At 43.4% G+C, this 13,684-nt stretch carries 12 protein-coding genes; 10 read left to right on the top strand and 2 right to left on the bottom strand.

Annotated elements, in window-relative coordinates; all coding sequences use genetic code 11:
- Positions 1 to 39: 39 nt before the first annotated feature.
- The 8 genes from tuaB (at position 40) to UJ203_RS11540 (ending at position 9,586) form a co-directional block, all read left to right on the top strand.
- Positions 40 to 1,491 carry a teichuronic acid biosynthesis protein TuaB gene (gene tuaB / locus UJ203_RS11575; protein ID WP_095712899.1) on the top strand — a complete coding sequence of 484 codons (1,452 nt, stop codon included), beginning with the start codon at positions 40 to 42 and terminating at the stop codon, positions 1,489 to 1,491.
- Positions 1,488 to 2,657 (top strand): teichuronic acid biosynthesis protein TuaC, encoded by a 1,170-nt coding sequence (tuaC, locus tag UJ203_RS11570; protein ID WP_322010920.1) that lies wholly within the window; start codon positions 1,488 to 1,490, stop codon positions 2,655 to 2,657. The genes tuaB and tuaC overlap by 4 nt, the downstream gene beginning before the upstream one ends.
- 61 nt (positions 2,658 to 2,718) lie before the next feature.
- The gene (gene tuaD / locus UJ203_RS11565; protein WP_322010919.1) at positions 2,719 to 4,104 is read left to right on the top strand and encodes a UDP-glucose 6-dehydrogenase TuaD; all 1,386 of its coding nucleotides are present in this window, start codon (positions 2,719 to 2,721) and stop codon (positions 4,102 to 4,104) included.
- 84 nt (positions 4,105 to 4,188) lie between these two features.
- Entirely contained in the window at positions 4,189 to 5,655 is a 1,467-nt protein-coding gene (tuaE, locus tag UJ203_RS11560) for a teichuronic acid biosynthesis protein TuaE (protein WP_322010917.1), read from the top strand.
- A 29-nt stretch (positions 5,656 to 5,684) separates the two neighbouring features.
- Positions 5,685 to 6,365 (top strand): teichuronic acid biosynthesis protein TuaF, encoded by a 681-nt coding sequence (tuaF, locus tag UJ203_RS11555; protein WP_101859863.1) that lies wholly within the window; start codon positions 5,685 to 5,687, stop codon positions 6,363 to 6,365.
- Between the two features lie 23 nt (positions 6,366 to 6,388).
- On the top strand, positions 6,389 to 7,147 hold the full coding sequence (tuaG, locus tag UJ203_RS11550) for a teichuronic acid biosynthesis protein TuaG (RefSeq protein WP_044159485.1): 759 nt from the start codon (positions 6,389 to 6,391) through the stop codon (positions 7,145 to 7,147).
- A gap of 28 nt (positions 7,148 to 7,175) precedes the next feature.
- Positions 7,176 to 8,366: a teichuronic acid biosynthesis protein TuaH gene (tuaH, locus tag UJ203_RS11545; RefSeq protein ID WP_322010913.1), complete on the top strand. Its 1,191-nt coding sequence runs from the start codon at positions 7,176 to 7,178 to the stop codon at positions 8,364 to 8,366.
- Between the two features lie 143 nt (positions 8,367 to 8,509).
- Positions 8,510 to 9,586: a glycosyltransferase family 4 protein gene (locus tag UJ203_RS11540; protein ID WP_010332075.1), complete on the top strand. Its 1,077-nt coding sequence runs from the start codon at positions 8,510 to 8,512 to the stop codon at positions 9,584 to 9,586.
- Between the two features lie 75 nt (positions 9,587 to 9,661).
- On the opposite strand, the gene UJ203_RS11535 is transcribed toward UJ203_RS11540, so the two are convergent.
- Positions 9,662 to 10,840, bottom strand: a complete 1,179-nt coding sequence (locus UJ203_RS11535; RefSeq protein ID WP_024123032.1) for an LCP family protein — start codon at positions 10,838 to 10,840, stop codon at positions 9,662 to 9,664.
- Positions 10,840 to 11,493 (bottom strand): YigZ family protein, encoded by a 654-nt coding sequence (locus UJ203_RS11530; RefSeq protein WP_322010911.1) that lies wholly within the window; start codon positions 11,491 to 11,493, stop codon positions 10,840 to 10,842. The genes UJ203_RS11535 and UJ203_RS11530 overlap by 1 nt, the downstream gene beginning before the upstream one ends.
- A gap of 216 nt (positions 11,494 to 11,709) precedes the next feature.
- Here UJ203_RS11530 and degS point away from each other — a divergent pair, with 216 nt between their 5' ends.
- A complete protein-coding gene (degS, locus tag UJ203_RS11525; protein WP_322010909.1) occupies positions 11,710 to 12,867 on the top strand; it encodes a two-component sensor histidine kinase DegS in 1,158 nt (385 codons plus the stop codon).
- An 82-nt stretch (positions 12,868 to 12,949) separates the two neighbouring features.
- Positions 12,950 to 13,639, top strand: coding sequence for a two-component system response regulator DegU (gene degU, locus UJ203_RS11520; RefSeq protein WP_003219701.1), 690 nt, complete (start codon positions 12,950 to 12,952; stop codon positions 13,637 to 13,639).
- The last annotated feature ends 45 nt before the right edge of the window (positions 13,640 to 13,684 follow it).

Raw genomic sequence — 13,684 nt, 5'->3', positions numbered from 1 at the left:
TCGCCATCAAACTGAGCTTAAAAAGAAGTAGGGAATATGATGCCAAGTATTACAAAACAAATCATGAGCGGCGCAAAGTGGACAAGTGTTTCAACAATCTGTATTACAATCATTCAAATCGTTCAGTTTGCCTTGCTTGGAAATATGATGACCTTAACGGAATTTGGACTCGTCGGCATGATCACAACGGTTACAATATTCGCCCAGATTGTGCTTGATATGGGTTTTGGCGCCGCGTTAATTCAAAGAGATGACGCCACGGAGCGCCAGCTGTCAACATTGTATTGGCTGAACATTATGACCGGCATTTTGCTGTTTGTGCTTTTATATGTGTGCAGTCCCGTCATTGCGGGATTTTATCAAAGAGAAGAGCTAGTGTTTCTCATCAGGATTTTGGGGATTATGTTTTTGGTAGCTCCGATCGGACAGCAGTACCAGTATATGCTGCAGAAGGAGCTGCAATTTAATACGTTAAGCAAAATAGAGATTTTTTCAAATGTATTGTCCTTCGGATATTTAGCGATAGCGGTTTTTATGACGGATGCGATTTTGGCGTACGTGGTTTCTCAGGTGCTGCTGCAGTCCAGTAAAGGGATTTTATTCTGGGCTGTATACCAAAAAAAATGGCGTCCATCCTTTGTTTTTGATCTAAGGGGAATGAAAGAGTTCTTCTCCTTTGGAGCCTTTCAGCTTTCATCCCGTCTTGTGAACAGGCTGGGGGCGAACATCGATATGATCTTAATCGGCCGGTTTATCGGTGCCGAAGCGCTGGGCATTTATAATCTTGCCTACCAGATTGTCACCATTCCGGTTTTGAAAATTAATCCGATTGTGACACGGGTCGCGTTTCCCATTTTCGCCAAAAACAAATACGAAAACAGCGTGATCAGAGAAGGCTTTCTAAATATGACAAAAATGCTTGCGCTTGTATCGTTCCCGCTGTTAATCGGGCTCGTATCCGTGTCAGACGCCTTTATCGCAGCTGTTTTCGGAGAAAAATGGCTTGCTGCTGTCCCTGTTCTGAATGTTCTTGCCATCGTCGGGATACTCAGGGTGCTGATGAATCCGAATGGTTCTGTGCTTCTTGCTAAAGGAAGAGCGGATTTGGCTTTTTATTGGGACTCCGGCGTCATGCTGCTGTATGGTTTGTCGCTGTTTGCAGCTGTTCAGACGGGCAATCTTCTGACTGTCGCTTGGGTATATGCCGTCATCAGCGTTTTCAATTTTCTAATCGGTCGCTGGCTGCTGGCATATGTCATTAAGCTCAATCTTTCAGCTTATTTTAAAGCCGTTATGAAGCCGTTTCTGATCACAGCGGGTATGGCCGTTATCGCGTTCGGCGCGAGTTTAGGAACAGAACGCTTCAGCTTGCAGGCGGAAATGAGGCTGGCAATTTCAGTGGCTGCCGGGGCGCTCTGCTATCTCTTTCTTTTGGGTAAAGCGTACCCTCAGATGAAAAGCAAACTACTAAGAAAAGGACGTTTGTCATGAAGATTTTGTGGATCACAAGCGTATATCCAAGCAGTCTGAAACCCGGCGAGGGTGTGTTTCATGAAACACAGGTGCAAGAGCTGCTGAAGCTCGGGCTGGATATCACTGTGATATGCCCAAGACCTTTTCACCCTGCGCCTGTCCGTATGCTGAAAAAGGCATACCGAAAAAAGGATGCCAGACCAGAATATGAAATACGGAAAGGAATCCCGGTTTACCGGCCTTTCTATCCCGCTGTTCCCGGCCAGCTGAAATGGGCTCAGCCACACCGGCGCATTGGGGCAGCTGTTTTAAAAACCGTTAAACAGCATGACTTGAACCCTGATCTGATCCATGCGCACTTTGCTATGCCATCGGGCGGGGCTGCGGCAGTCGTGTCAAAGACAATCGGGATTCCGTATATTTTAACTTTGCATGGAAGTGATGTGAATGTCTATCCTCACTACAGCAAAGGCGCGTTTAAAGCCTTCAAAACTGCGATTGGTTCCGCATCCGCAGTTCTTGCAGTCAGCGAAAAGCTTCAGGAAGAAACCAAAAAACTTTCTGGCTTTGACAGTACGGTTTTGCCGATCGGCATACAGCTCAGCCGTTTTCAGGAAAATGATCAGACAAAAGAAGAAATCAGAAAAAACCTCGGGCTCCCGCTTGACCAGCGCCTTGCTGTCTATGTGGGCAGGCTCGTTAAGGAAAAAGGCATTTTTGAATTGTCAGAAGCCATTGAGATGATGGACGAAGCGCCTCGAGCCGTTTTTGTCGGAGACGGTCCTGCAAAATCTTTGCTGATGCAAAAGGGACATATTGTAACAGGCCAAGTGCCGAATCACAGGGTGAGAGAGTATTTGCTCGCCGCAGATATGTTTGTGCTCCCTTCTTATAGCGAAGGAATGCCGACAGTTGTGATCGAGGCGCTGGCACTGCGGGTTCCTGTCATCTGTACAGATGTCGGTGGAGTGGCTTCATTATTCGGAAAGCACCGGCATTTGCTGATTGAACCGAAATCAGCTCAAGCCTTAGCAAGCACGATCTCTTTATACGCACAAGATCAAATATGGCAGCCGGAAGTGGCAGATGAATTATATCAAATCATTCACACTCAATATGACGCCGGGAAAAATGCTAGGGCGCTGCATGATCAGTATCAGATGGTTCTGAAAACACCTGTTTAATCGTAAGTAACTGCGACCAATATAAATAGGAAGATGAATTTACAGGAGAGGGATGAGGGCTGTGAAAAAAATTGCTGTCATTGGAACAGGATATGTAGGACTCGTATCAGGCACCTGCTTTGCGGAAATCGGAAATAAAGTGATTTGCTGTGATATCAACGAATCAAAAATCAGAAGTCTGAAAAACGGAGTAATCCCAATCTATGAACCAGGACTTGCAGATTTAGTTGAAAAAAATGTGTTAGAACAGCGTCTGTTTTTTACTAACGATATTCCGTCTGCCATTCGGGCTTCAGACATTATTTATATTGCAGTCGGGACCCCGATGTCTAAAACAGGCGAAGCTGATTTAACGTACGTCAAAGCGGCTGCGAAAACGATCGGTGAACATCTCACCGGCTACAAAATCATTGTCAATAAAAGCACAGTCCCAGTCGGTACCGGAAAACTGGTTCAATCTATCATTCAAAAAGCTTCGAAGGGAAGATGCTCCTTTGATGTTGTATCCAACCCTGAATTTCTTCGGGAGGGCTCAGCGATTCATGACACGATGAATATGGAGCGTGCCGTCATTGGGTCAACCAGTCATAAAGCCGCTTCCATCATAGAGGAACTGCATCAGCCTTTTCATGCTCCTGTTATTAAAACGAATTTAGAAAGTGCAGAGATGATTAAATATGCTGCAAATGCATTTTTGGCTACAAAGATTTCGTTTATTAACGATATCGCGAACATTTGCGAGCGAGTCGGCGCGGACGTCTCAAACGTTGCTGACGGCGTCGGGCTCGACAGCCGGATCGGCAGAAAGTTCTTGAAAGCGGGTATTGGGTTTGGCGGCTCCTGCTTTCCTAAGGATACAACCGCACTGCTTCAAATTGCCAAAACGGCCGGTTATCCATTTAAGCTCATAGAAGCCGTCATTGAGACAAATGAAAAGCAGCGCGTTCACATTGTAGATAAGCTCTTAACTGTGATGGGAAGCATAAAAGGGAGAACCATTTCCGTGCTCGGATTGGCCTTCAAACCAAATACAAACGATGTGAGGTCCGCTCCAGCTCTCGATATCATTCCAATGCTGCAGCAGCTGGGCGCACAAGTGAAAGCATATGATCCGATTGCCATTCCGGAGGCATCAGCAGTCCTTGGCGACCAGACCGAGTATTACACAGATGTGTATGCTGCGATGGATGGAACCGACGCATGCCTTATTTTGACCGATTGGCCGGAAGTAAAAGAAATGGAGCTTGTAAAAGCAAAAATGCTTTTAAAACAGCCAATCATCATCGATGGCAGAAATATATTTTCACTCGAAGAAATGCAGGCTGCGGGATACATTTATCACTCCATCGGCCGTCCTGCGGTTCGGGGAACAGAACCTTCCGACCGCTACTTTCCGGCTTTGCCAATGGAAGAACTGGCTAAGGATTTGGGGAGTGTCAATTTATAAAAAGAAAAAGGGTTACTTGTTTGAAGTGCCGGCTGCTTAGGCTCGGCCGCCGGCTCCTGAAACATCAGGAAAGGGGTTAAGCATGTGAGTATCAAACGTTCAGCGGTTCATACGCTTGCGTTACTGGCCGCTGTCATATTGGGGATCGTCCTATTGCTGGGAGCCATCCGCACAGATACAGGTATTATGCAGATGGCTGCCGTTCTCGCTGTATTGGCTATCGGCCTGTTTGCGCTGACGCTTGCAGCATCATTTACAACAAAAGAACAGCTGTTTATGGCCGTCATCTATATTTTGATTGCCTGCACTTTTTTAAATAATGCTTTTTTCGCGATTCATCTTGGATTCTTTAGTTTGTTTCTTTATCGGCTTTTGCTCATTGCCGCCGGCTGCCTCCATCTTGTGGGGGTACTGCGGAGCCGAACACATATTGAAAGGTGGAGCGGGCTGCAAGTAAAAGGGATTTTGCTCTTTTTCGCCTTTTGGTTTTTATATGGCCTTGTTTCCTTGCTATGGGCCAAATCAGTTACAGACGGTCTGAAATATTTAGCACTGCTGGCGATGGGGATATTTTTTATTTATCTTATTGTGATGTATGTGCAAAAAATGGAACGTCTGATGATTATTTATTCCATCTGGCTGGTGATGACGGTATTTCTGATGATCATCGGTTTTTACAATCATATCACGCATCATCATCTCCCGAGTTCGACTTTGTACAGCGGACCGGAATATAAGCAGCATTATCCGACCTCAGTCTTCTTTAATCAAAATGATTTTGCGACATTTTTGTCTATCAGTTTCTTTTTTTACATCGCAATGGTGAAAAACATAAAGAACGGTTACTTAAAGGGAATTGGTCTTGTGCTCTCGCTTGGTGCATTGTATTTAATCTTTGCGACTGGTTCCAGAGCCAGCCTGCTGGGCGTTTTTGCGGGAATAGCCGTCTACATTTTTATTGTCTTGCCGCCTGTTCTGAAAAAAATCGCTATTTGGCTGTCGGCAGCAGGAATTGCGGTCTTTGCGGCTCTTTTTGCCAGCCGGATTTTCGCAGTGTTTTGGAAGCTGTTTCTGGCTCCTCAGACGTCTCATTCATTCCAAGAGACACTCCCGTCCAATGTGGCCAGGGCCAATCTGTTAAAAAACGCATGGCACTTCTTCCTTGACTCATACGGATTCGGAGTGGGCGCAGGAAATGTGTCTTATTATCTTGAGCATCATGCTTTATATGATACTGATAATGTGACAGAGGTGCACAATTGGCTGGTAGAGATTCTGGCAAACTTCGGCTTGCTTATCATGCTCGGCTATCTGGCCATTTATTTATACCTGATATGGGTGCTTTACAAGTTTTATGAAAGAAAAATGGAAAATCAGTCAAAACTGATCATAGAAGGGCTCATCACAGCTATGGTCAGTTTCCTGGTATCCAGCATCAGCCCAAGCTCTGTCTCAAATTTATTTTTCCATTGGGTATTTCTGGCGCTCGTCATCGCCGCGGTGAATGTCTTAAGGCGATCCAGGCAGCAGCTTGAGCCCATATACCGGTAAACAGACTACAAAAAAGCAGGGAGACTTATATGAAGGATATAGTGATAAGATTAGCCCGGCGCATAAAGAAAAATATCATCTGGATTATATTAGTGCCGCTTATTTTAGGTGCGGCGGGATATATACTGCCGTCCCAAATCGCGGATAAAAAGAGTTACACAGCTGAGGTTACTTTAGCTGTGGGGAGCTATGATCATCCGGTTTATAACAGTACAGAAGAGATTCCGCTCCTGCTGAGGAGTGATGCTTTTTTGAAGGAGGCGCTTCCTGACGAAAAAGATGAAGATCTTGCGGAGATCAAAGAGAAGCTCACCGTGAAATCGGAGTCTAAGTCTTTACTGTCTTTGAGCTATGCCGACCAGGATCAGGAAAGAACCGAATCGGTGTTAAACGCTGTTTCCTCCACCTTTCTCAAAAACGACCAAAAGCTGTTTGAGGAAAGAGAAGCCGTTATCCGCCGCAGCATAGACGCGCTGGAAGGTGAAACGGTGAGCGAGGATTCCAAGGTGGATAAAGAAAGATTTTTGTATGAGCTGAAAAACACACAGCTTAATCTGAAAGCGGCCAGTGCCGTTGATTCTGAAACCGTAAGTGAGGCATCAGGCGGAGGAATGTCCCCGAAAAAGAAAGCGGTTCTGGGTGTTCTGATCGGCATAACGATTGCCTTTATGTTCGTTGTCATTCCTGAATTTTTCAGAGAGTCCTTTTAAAATCATACGATGGAGATGTGATCATGACCAACTGGAAACCTCTCGTATCTGTCATTACACCTTCTTATAATGCGCGTGACTATATTGAAGACACGATTCATTCAGTGTTAGATCAGAGCCATCCTCATTGGGAAATGATTATCGTGGACGATTGCTCAACAGACGGCACACGCGACATTTTAAAGCAGTATGAGAAGATAGATGAAAGAATTCATGTGATCTTTCTGGAAGAGAACAGCGGAGCCGCGATAGCAAGAAATAAAGCGCTGGAACATGCCCAAGGACGTTATGTGGCATTTTTGGACAGTGATGACAAATGGAAAAAAGACAAACTGAAAAAGCAGCTTAATTTTATGATGGAGCGGTCCTGTGCGTTTTCCTTTACAGGCTACAGTTTAATGTCGCAGGACGGGGTGCCGATGGATAAATTCATTCATGCTCCCGAAAGCCTGACATATGATGATGCTCTTAAAAATACCATTATCGGCTGTCTAACGGTGATGATTGACAGGGAACAGACGGGACAGATCCAAATGCCGAATATTAGAACGAGGCAAGACTTGGCAACATGGCTGTCTCTTTTAAAAAAGGGTTTCACAGCATACGGAATGAATGAGTGTTTAGCTGAATACCGGCTTGTCAATAATTCGATTTCAAGCAACAAATGGAAGGCTGCAAAAAAAACATGGTTTGTCTACAGAGAGATCGAACGGCTCCATTTAATGAAAGCGACATGGTGTTTTGTTCAATATGCAAAAAACGCAGTGAAAAAAAGACTGTAACCGCAAACAGAGAGAAAAGGTGATGAAGGTGGAAACAAAAGCAATGATTCACGTCATCGTGGCTACTGCTGAATGGGGAAAAGATCAATTGAGGTACAGACGGCATCGATTGGCTGAATTTTTAGCTGCTCAGGAAGAAACAAAGGAAGTCATCTGGGTATGCCCGGCTCCGCGCACCCAAAGGATGGAATTTCAGCAAGTTCAATCCGGCATCCGGCAGTTTGCCGTAAAGGACTTGCTGCAAAAGAAAATGTTTCGCTTCGGACGGTATACCGATGTGTTTTATAAGCATAAGCTCTCACCTTTATTAGAAGAGCTGAAATCCGCTTCAGCCAGAGGTGAACGCTGCTGCTTATGGTACACGTTTCCCGGATTCCCGCTGCTGTCTTCACTGTATCCTTGGGATCAGGTGATTTATGATTGCAGTGACTTGTGGGCAGCGCCGATCAGCGGACGTTCCAATATGCTTTCCGAGTTCAGGCGGAAAGTCATCAAAACAGCGGAGCTGCGAATTATCGAGCGTGCCGATTCCATTACTTGTTCATCGGAGTACCTGCACAATGAAGTTGACAAAAAGCTGACAGCGGGACAAGAAAAGGTTCATACCGTTGAAAACGGTGTTGAATATGACCTGTTTTCAGAACATAAAGCGGTTCCCGATCGAAGCATCTTGCAGGGAAGAGAGGGGGCTGTACTGGGGTTTATCGGCGGGATTAAACCAAAGCTGGATTTTAAATTGATTGAAGAAGCGGCTCTGAGAAAACCCGATTGGACATTTTTATGGGTCGGCCCGGACGCCACCAATGGTGACACAGCGTTTCAAGAGCTTCTGAAGCTTTCCAATGTGATATGGACGGGGCCGGCAGATCCGAAAGAAGTTCCACACTTTATGGAACTGATTGATGTCGGTATTATGCCTTATAAAAAGTCATCCTATAACCAAGCGGTTTTCCCGCTTAAGCTATTTGAATTTTTAGCAGCAGGAAAGCCGGTCGTCGGCTCTAACCTTCCGTCAACTTCTAAAATGCAAAAACCGTATATTTACGAATATATGGAAGGCAATGACCATAATGATTTTATAGCTGCGTGCGAGAAAGTGCTTGAAAAAGACGGAGACGAGACATACAAAGAGATGCGGCGAAACATTGCCCGCACACAAGATTGGGATGTTTTATTCAAACAAATCATGAAATATACAGGTATTCAAAAACATGCGTAGTCCTTTAATTGGGATGCGTGTTTTTTGATTATACGTGTTTCTTTTTGATGAAGCTTGTTATAATAACTAAGGAGAAGGTATAATGGAAGGAACGGTTCTCTATATAAATAAAGACTTCATATAATTCCAAAGGAGACTTCTTTATGCTTGACGAACGCATGATTCGCATTGTTGTTGCGTTTATTGTCTCGCTGCTAACGGTTTTAATCATAACCCCAATCGTAAAAAGGATTGCGATTAAAATAGGTGCAGTTGATCAGCCCGGCAATCGAAAAGTACATGATAAAATCATGCCCCGAATGGGCGGGCTGGCCATATTTATCGGGGTGGTTACAGGTGTGCTTGTATCCGGTATATACACAGAAACAAGAATGACGGCTATCACAGTCGGGGCATTTATCATTATTGTGTTGGGAATTCTTGACGATAAATATCAATTAAGCGCAAAAGTTAAATTTATCATTCAATTAGCCGTAGCTATTATGATTGTAAGCACGGGCTTAAAAATGGACTTTTTCTCAGTACCTTTTTTAGCTGAGCGATTTGAATTGGGCTGGATGGCATATCCGCTGACTGTATTATGGATTGTCGGCATCACAAACGCGATGAACCTGATTGATGGATTGGACGGCCTTGCAGCAGGTCTTTCTGTTATCGGCCTGTCCACGATTGCAGTTATGGCGCTATCTGGCGGAAAAGTACTCATTCTGTCACTTTCATTAGTTGTTATCGCAAGTACGCTCGGATTTTTGTTCTACAATTTTCATCCGGCAAAAATCTTTATGGGGGATACGGGATCACTGTTTTTAGGGTATGTCATTTCCATTCTCTCATTGTTAGGGCTGTATAAAAGCGTAACATTGTTCAGTATTGTCATTCCGATTATTATATTAGGCGTGCCGATTTTTGACACAACATTTGCAATCATAAGACGGATACTAAACAAACAGCCGATTTCGGCGCCCGATAAATCACATATCCACCATAGGCTGATGGCCTTTGGCCTTTCACATCGGATGTCGGTCATTGTCATCTACCTGATTGGATTTATTTTCAGCATCAGTGCAATCGTGCTGAAAAGCGCTACAATTTGGCTTTCCCTGTTTATTATCTTTATCTTAATTATATTTATGCAAATAATAGCAGAAGTTACGGGACTCGTGAATGAACGTTTTAAGCCATTTACAAAATTCTATAAACGTCTTGTGAAAAGAAATTAAAAATACCGGTTCTACTATGAGCCGGTGTTTTTTCTGCGCAAAAAAGCCCGATCCGTTAAAGGACCGGGCTTTTTTTCAATATGATGAGTCAGTTGTTGAATTTGTTGTGCCGTTTGAGCTTGTGCTGCTGTCATTTGTGTAGCCGCTTCCGCTCGTAGTGCCGTCTGTTGCAGTGCTTCCGTCAGTGCTTGAACTGCCAGTGCTGTCTGATGTTGAGCCATCGGTACTGGAGCTGTCAGTGCTTGAACTGCTCGTATCAGGAACATAATCTAGATGTTCTTGAAGCGTTTTTCTGACGTTTTCCAGATTCGCAGCATCCGGTTCAAAATAATACGTGTTGTTAGGCCCTAAATACAAATCAGAACCAGTAATTGACAGCGTGTCAATTTTCTTGCTGGTAAAGCCGCTGTAAATTTGCTGTAAGGCTAAACCTTCAGTAATGCGAATATTGGTTTCTACGTTTTCACTGGCTGTTTCTGCGATTTTATCAATTTTTGCAATATTGCTTGCACTGGACATCCGATCGATCAACGCGTTTAAAATTTGTTTCTGTCTGTCATTACGGCCGAAATCTCCGCGTTTATCCTGCTTTCTCATGCGGGCATACGCCAAGGCTTTTTCGCCATTTAAATGCATCTCGCCTTTTTTGAAATAAATACGTTTGCTTTCGTCCACATCGCTTTTTTCATCAAAGTCGAAAGGTACATCTACATCAATACCGCCAACTTCATTAATAACATCTTTAAATCCGTCAAAATCGACTGTTACATATTTATCGATGGGGATTTGCAAGAAGTTTTCAACAGTTTCAACAGTCTCATCTTTTCCGCCTTTGCTGTAAGCGGAATTGATCTTTGTTTTGCTGCCGGTTGTGTCACTTGCTAATTGCACACGTGTATCTCGCGGAATGCTCAGCATTTTCATGGTTTTATTTTTTGGATCAAGGGTAACTACAATAAGAGAGTCAGATCTCCCTTTTTGTCCTTTTGTCGCGTAATCTTCGATTCCCATAAATAAAATAGAAAATGGTTTTTTCTTCATATCTACAACTTCACTGCGAAGATTTGATTTATCTCCGCGGGAAAGCGCATCGTATGAATCATCCGCAGCGTTAATGGTTTTATATAGTTTATATCCTCCGAGACCTACAACTACCAATAATGCAAGGACGAACAACAACATAATCCTTTTTAAAATTTTTCTGCGTTTGCTCTTTTTCTTTTTGCGCACACGCACTCTAACGCGTTCAGCCATTATTCAGTCTCCTTTATGTGATTGACGGCTTTTTCAAGATACGTCAACTCTCCCTCTGTAATATCACTTTTTCCATTTGTTAACTCTGTCATCCACTCAGAAAACGATTGTGTTTCTTTTTCTTCTACATATGCTTCGAATTCTACGTTTTCTGCATAATGAATTTCTTTTAATAGAAAAGGTGATTCCCTTAATTCATTTTCAATCTTGCCAAGCCAAGTATAATCTGCGGAAGTATGCATAACCCTCATAAGCTTCCGTTCTACAACATCTATATGGTTTAATCCTTCAGACACTGACTTCCCATAAGCGCGGATTAAACCGCCTGCTCCCAGCTTTATGCCGCCGAAGTAACGCGTAACAACAGCACAAGTATCCTTAAGTCCGCGTTTTTTTAGCACCTCGAGCATAGGTACTCCTGCGGTGCCGCTCGGTTCTCCGTCATCATTGGCTTTTTGGATATGATCGTTTTCGCCAATTACGTAAGCTGAGCAATTATGAGTTGCATTCCAGTGCTGTTTCTTTATTTTCTGTATAAATTCCTGTGCTTCTTGTTCGGTAGAAACACGGCTTAAATGACAGATAAAACGCGATTTTTCTATAACAATCTCGTGTTCTCCTGCTTCTTTCACAGTAAAATAGCTGTGCAGCATGCTTGCTGACCCCCTGCTAAGCATAAAAGACCGCCTATACAAATTCGTACAGTCTTTAGAATTTTTGTGCGTATTTTGTTATCATAAAGAGTAAGAAGGTACATAAAATTGTTTTTTTCTAGAATATACGCATTCTTTCATTATAATTCGACACAATTTGCAGATCAATTACATTTATAATAAAAATATATGACAACACCGTGACGGAGGGAAATTATGAATAAAACAAAGATGGATTCCAAAGTTCTGGATTCTATTTTGATGAAGATGCTGAAAACCGTTGACGGGAGCAAGGATGAGGTTTTTCAAATCGGGGAGCAGTCACGCCAGCAGTATGAACAGCTGGTCGAAGAACTGAAACAAATTAAACAGCAGGTTTATGAAGTCATCGAGCTTGGTGATAAACTTGAAGTGCAAACCCGCCATGCACGAAACCGTTTATCCGAGGTCAGCCGCAATTTTCATAGATTCAGTGAAGAAGAAATCCGCAATGCTTATGAAAAAGCCCATAAGCTGCAAGTAGAACTGACGATGATCCAGCAGCGTGAAAAGCAATTGCGCGAACGCCGGGATGATTTGGAACGCAGACTGTTAGGCCTTCAGGAAATCATTGAACGCTCAGAATCACTAGTGAGCCAGATTACGGTCGTGCTGAACTATCTGAATCAGGATCTTCGTGAGGTTGGGCTGCTTCTTGCCGATGCGCAGGCAAAACAAGATTTTGGCCTGAGAATTATTGAAGCGCAGGAAGAAGAGAGAAAAAGAGTCTCGAGAGAAATTCATGACGGTCCTGCACAAATGCTGGCAAATGTTATGATGAGATCGGAATTAATTGAACGGATATTCCGAGACCGAGGCGCTGAGGACGGATTCCAGGAAATCAAAAATCTCCGCCAAAATGTGCGGAATGCCCTTTACGAAGTGAGACGGATTATATATGATTTAAGACCGATGGCCCTTGATGACCTAGGCCTGATTCCAACTTTGCGGAAATATCTATATACAACCGAAGAATATAACGGTAAGGTGAAAATACACTTTCAGTGCATCGGCGATACGGAGGAAAAACGACTCGCGCCTCAGTTTGAAGTTGCGCTCTTCAGACTCGCACAGGAAGCTGTGTCCAATGCGTTAAAGCATTCTGGATCTGAAGAAATTACAGTCAAAGTTGAGATTACAAAGGATTTTGTGATTTTAATGATAAAAGATAACGGCAAAGGATTTGACCTGAAGGAAGCGAAAGAGAAGAAAAACAAATCATTCGGCTTGCTTGGGATGAAAGAAAGAGTAGATTTATTGGAAGGAACCATAACGATAGATTCAAAAATAGGTCTTGGGACATTTATCATGATTAAGGTTCCGTTATCTCTTTGACTATGATTTGTAAAATAGAGCCAAAAGGCATATTGACCGAATACCAGAGTATATAGAACAATAATACAAGGAGGCGTGGCTTGTGACTAAAGTAAACATTGTTATTATCGACGACCATCAGTTATTTCGTGAAGGTGTGAAGCGGATATTGGATTTCGAACCTACCTTTGAAGTGGTAGCGGAAGGAGACGACGGAGATGAAGCGGCTCGTATCGTTGAGCACTATCATCCTGATGTCGTGATCATGGATATCAATATGCCGAACGTAAATGGCGTGGAAGCTACAAAGCAGCTTGTAGAGCTGTATCCTGAATCTAAAGTAATTATTCTATCGATTCACGATGACGAGAATTATGTAACACATGCCCTGAAAACAGGTGCAAGAGGTTATCTGCTGAAAGAGATGGATGCTGATACATTGATTGAAGCGGTTAAAGTAGTTGCCGAGGGCGGTTCTTACCTTCACCCGAAGGTTACTCACAACCTCGTCAACGAATTCCGACGTCTTGCAACAAGCGGAGTTTCTGCTCATCCTCAGCATGAGGTCTATCCAGAGATTCGCAGACCATTACATATTTTAACAAGACGGGAATGTGAAGTGCTGCAAATGCTTGCAGACGGAAAAAGCAACCGCGGCATCGGTGAATCATTGTTTATCAGTGAAAAAACTGTTAAAAACCATGTCAGCAATATCTTACAAAAAATGAATGTAAACGACCGGACGCAAGCCGTGGTGGTCGCCATTAAAAATGGTTGGGTAGAAATGAGATAGCATGAAATTGGACTTGCCTTTTTGAGGCAGGTCTTTTTTTAGGCT

It is taken from the genome of Bacillus sp. V26, from assembly GCF_034296245.1.
In the GTDB taxonomy this organism is placed as follows: Bacteria; Bacillota; Bacilli; order Bacillales; family Bacillaceae; genus Bacillus; species Bacillus halotolerans.
This window is presented reverse-complemented; position numbering and strand designations above follow the sequence as displayed.

Excerpts from the sequence above, each read along its gene's own strand:
- tuaB (WP_095712899.1), top strand. The coding sequence starts at position 40 with ATGCCAAGTATTACAAAACAAATCATGAGCGGCGCAAAGTGGACAAGT.
- tuaC (WP_322010920.1), top strand. The coding sequence starts at position 1,488 with ATGAAGATTTTGTGGATCACAAGCGTATATCCAAGCAGTCTGAAACCC.
- tuaF (WP_101859863.1), top strand. The coding sequence starts at position 5,685 with ATGAAGGATATAGTGATAAGATTAGCCCGGCGCATAAAGAAAAATATC.
- tuaG (WP_044159485.1), top strand. The coding sequence starts at position 6,389 with ATGACCAACTGGAAACCTCTCGTATCTGTCATTACACCTTCTTATAAT.
- UJ203_RS11540 (WP_010332075.1), top strand. The coding sequence starts at position 8,510 with ATGCTTGACGAACGCATGATTCGCATTGTTGTTGCGTTTATTGTCTCG.
- UJ203_RS11535 (WP_024123032.1), bottom strand. The coding sequence starts at position 10,840 with ATGGCTGAACGCGTTAGAGTGCGTGTGCGCAAAAAGAAAAAGAGCAAA.
- UJ203_RS11530 (WP_322010911.1), bottom strand. The coding sequence starts at position 11,493 with ATGCTGCACAGCTATTTTACTGTGAAAGAAGCAGGAGAACACGAGATT.
- degS (WP_322010909.1), top strand. The coding sequence starts at position 11,710 with ATGAATAAAACAAAGATGGATTCCAAAGTTCTGGATTCTATTTTGATG.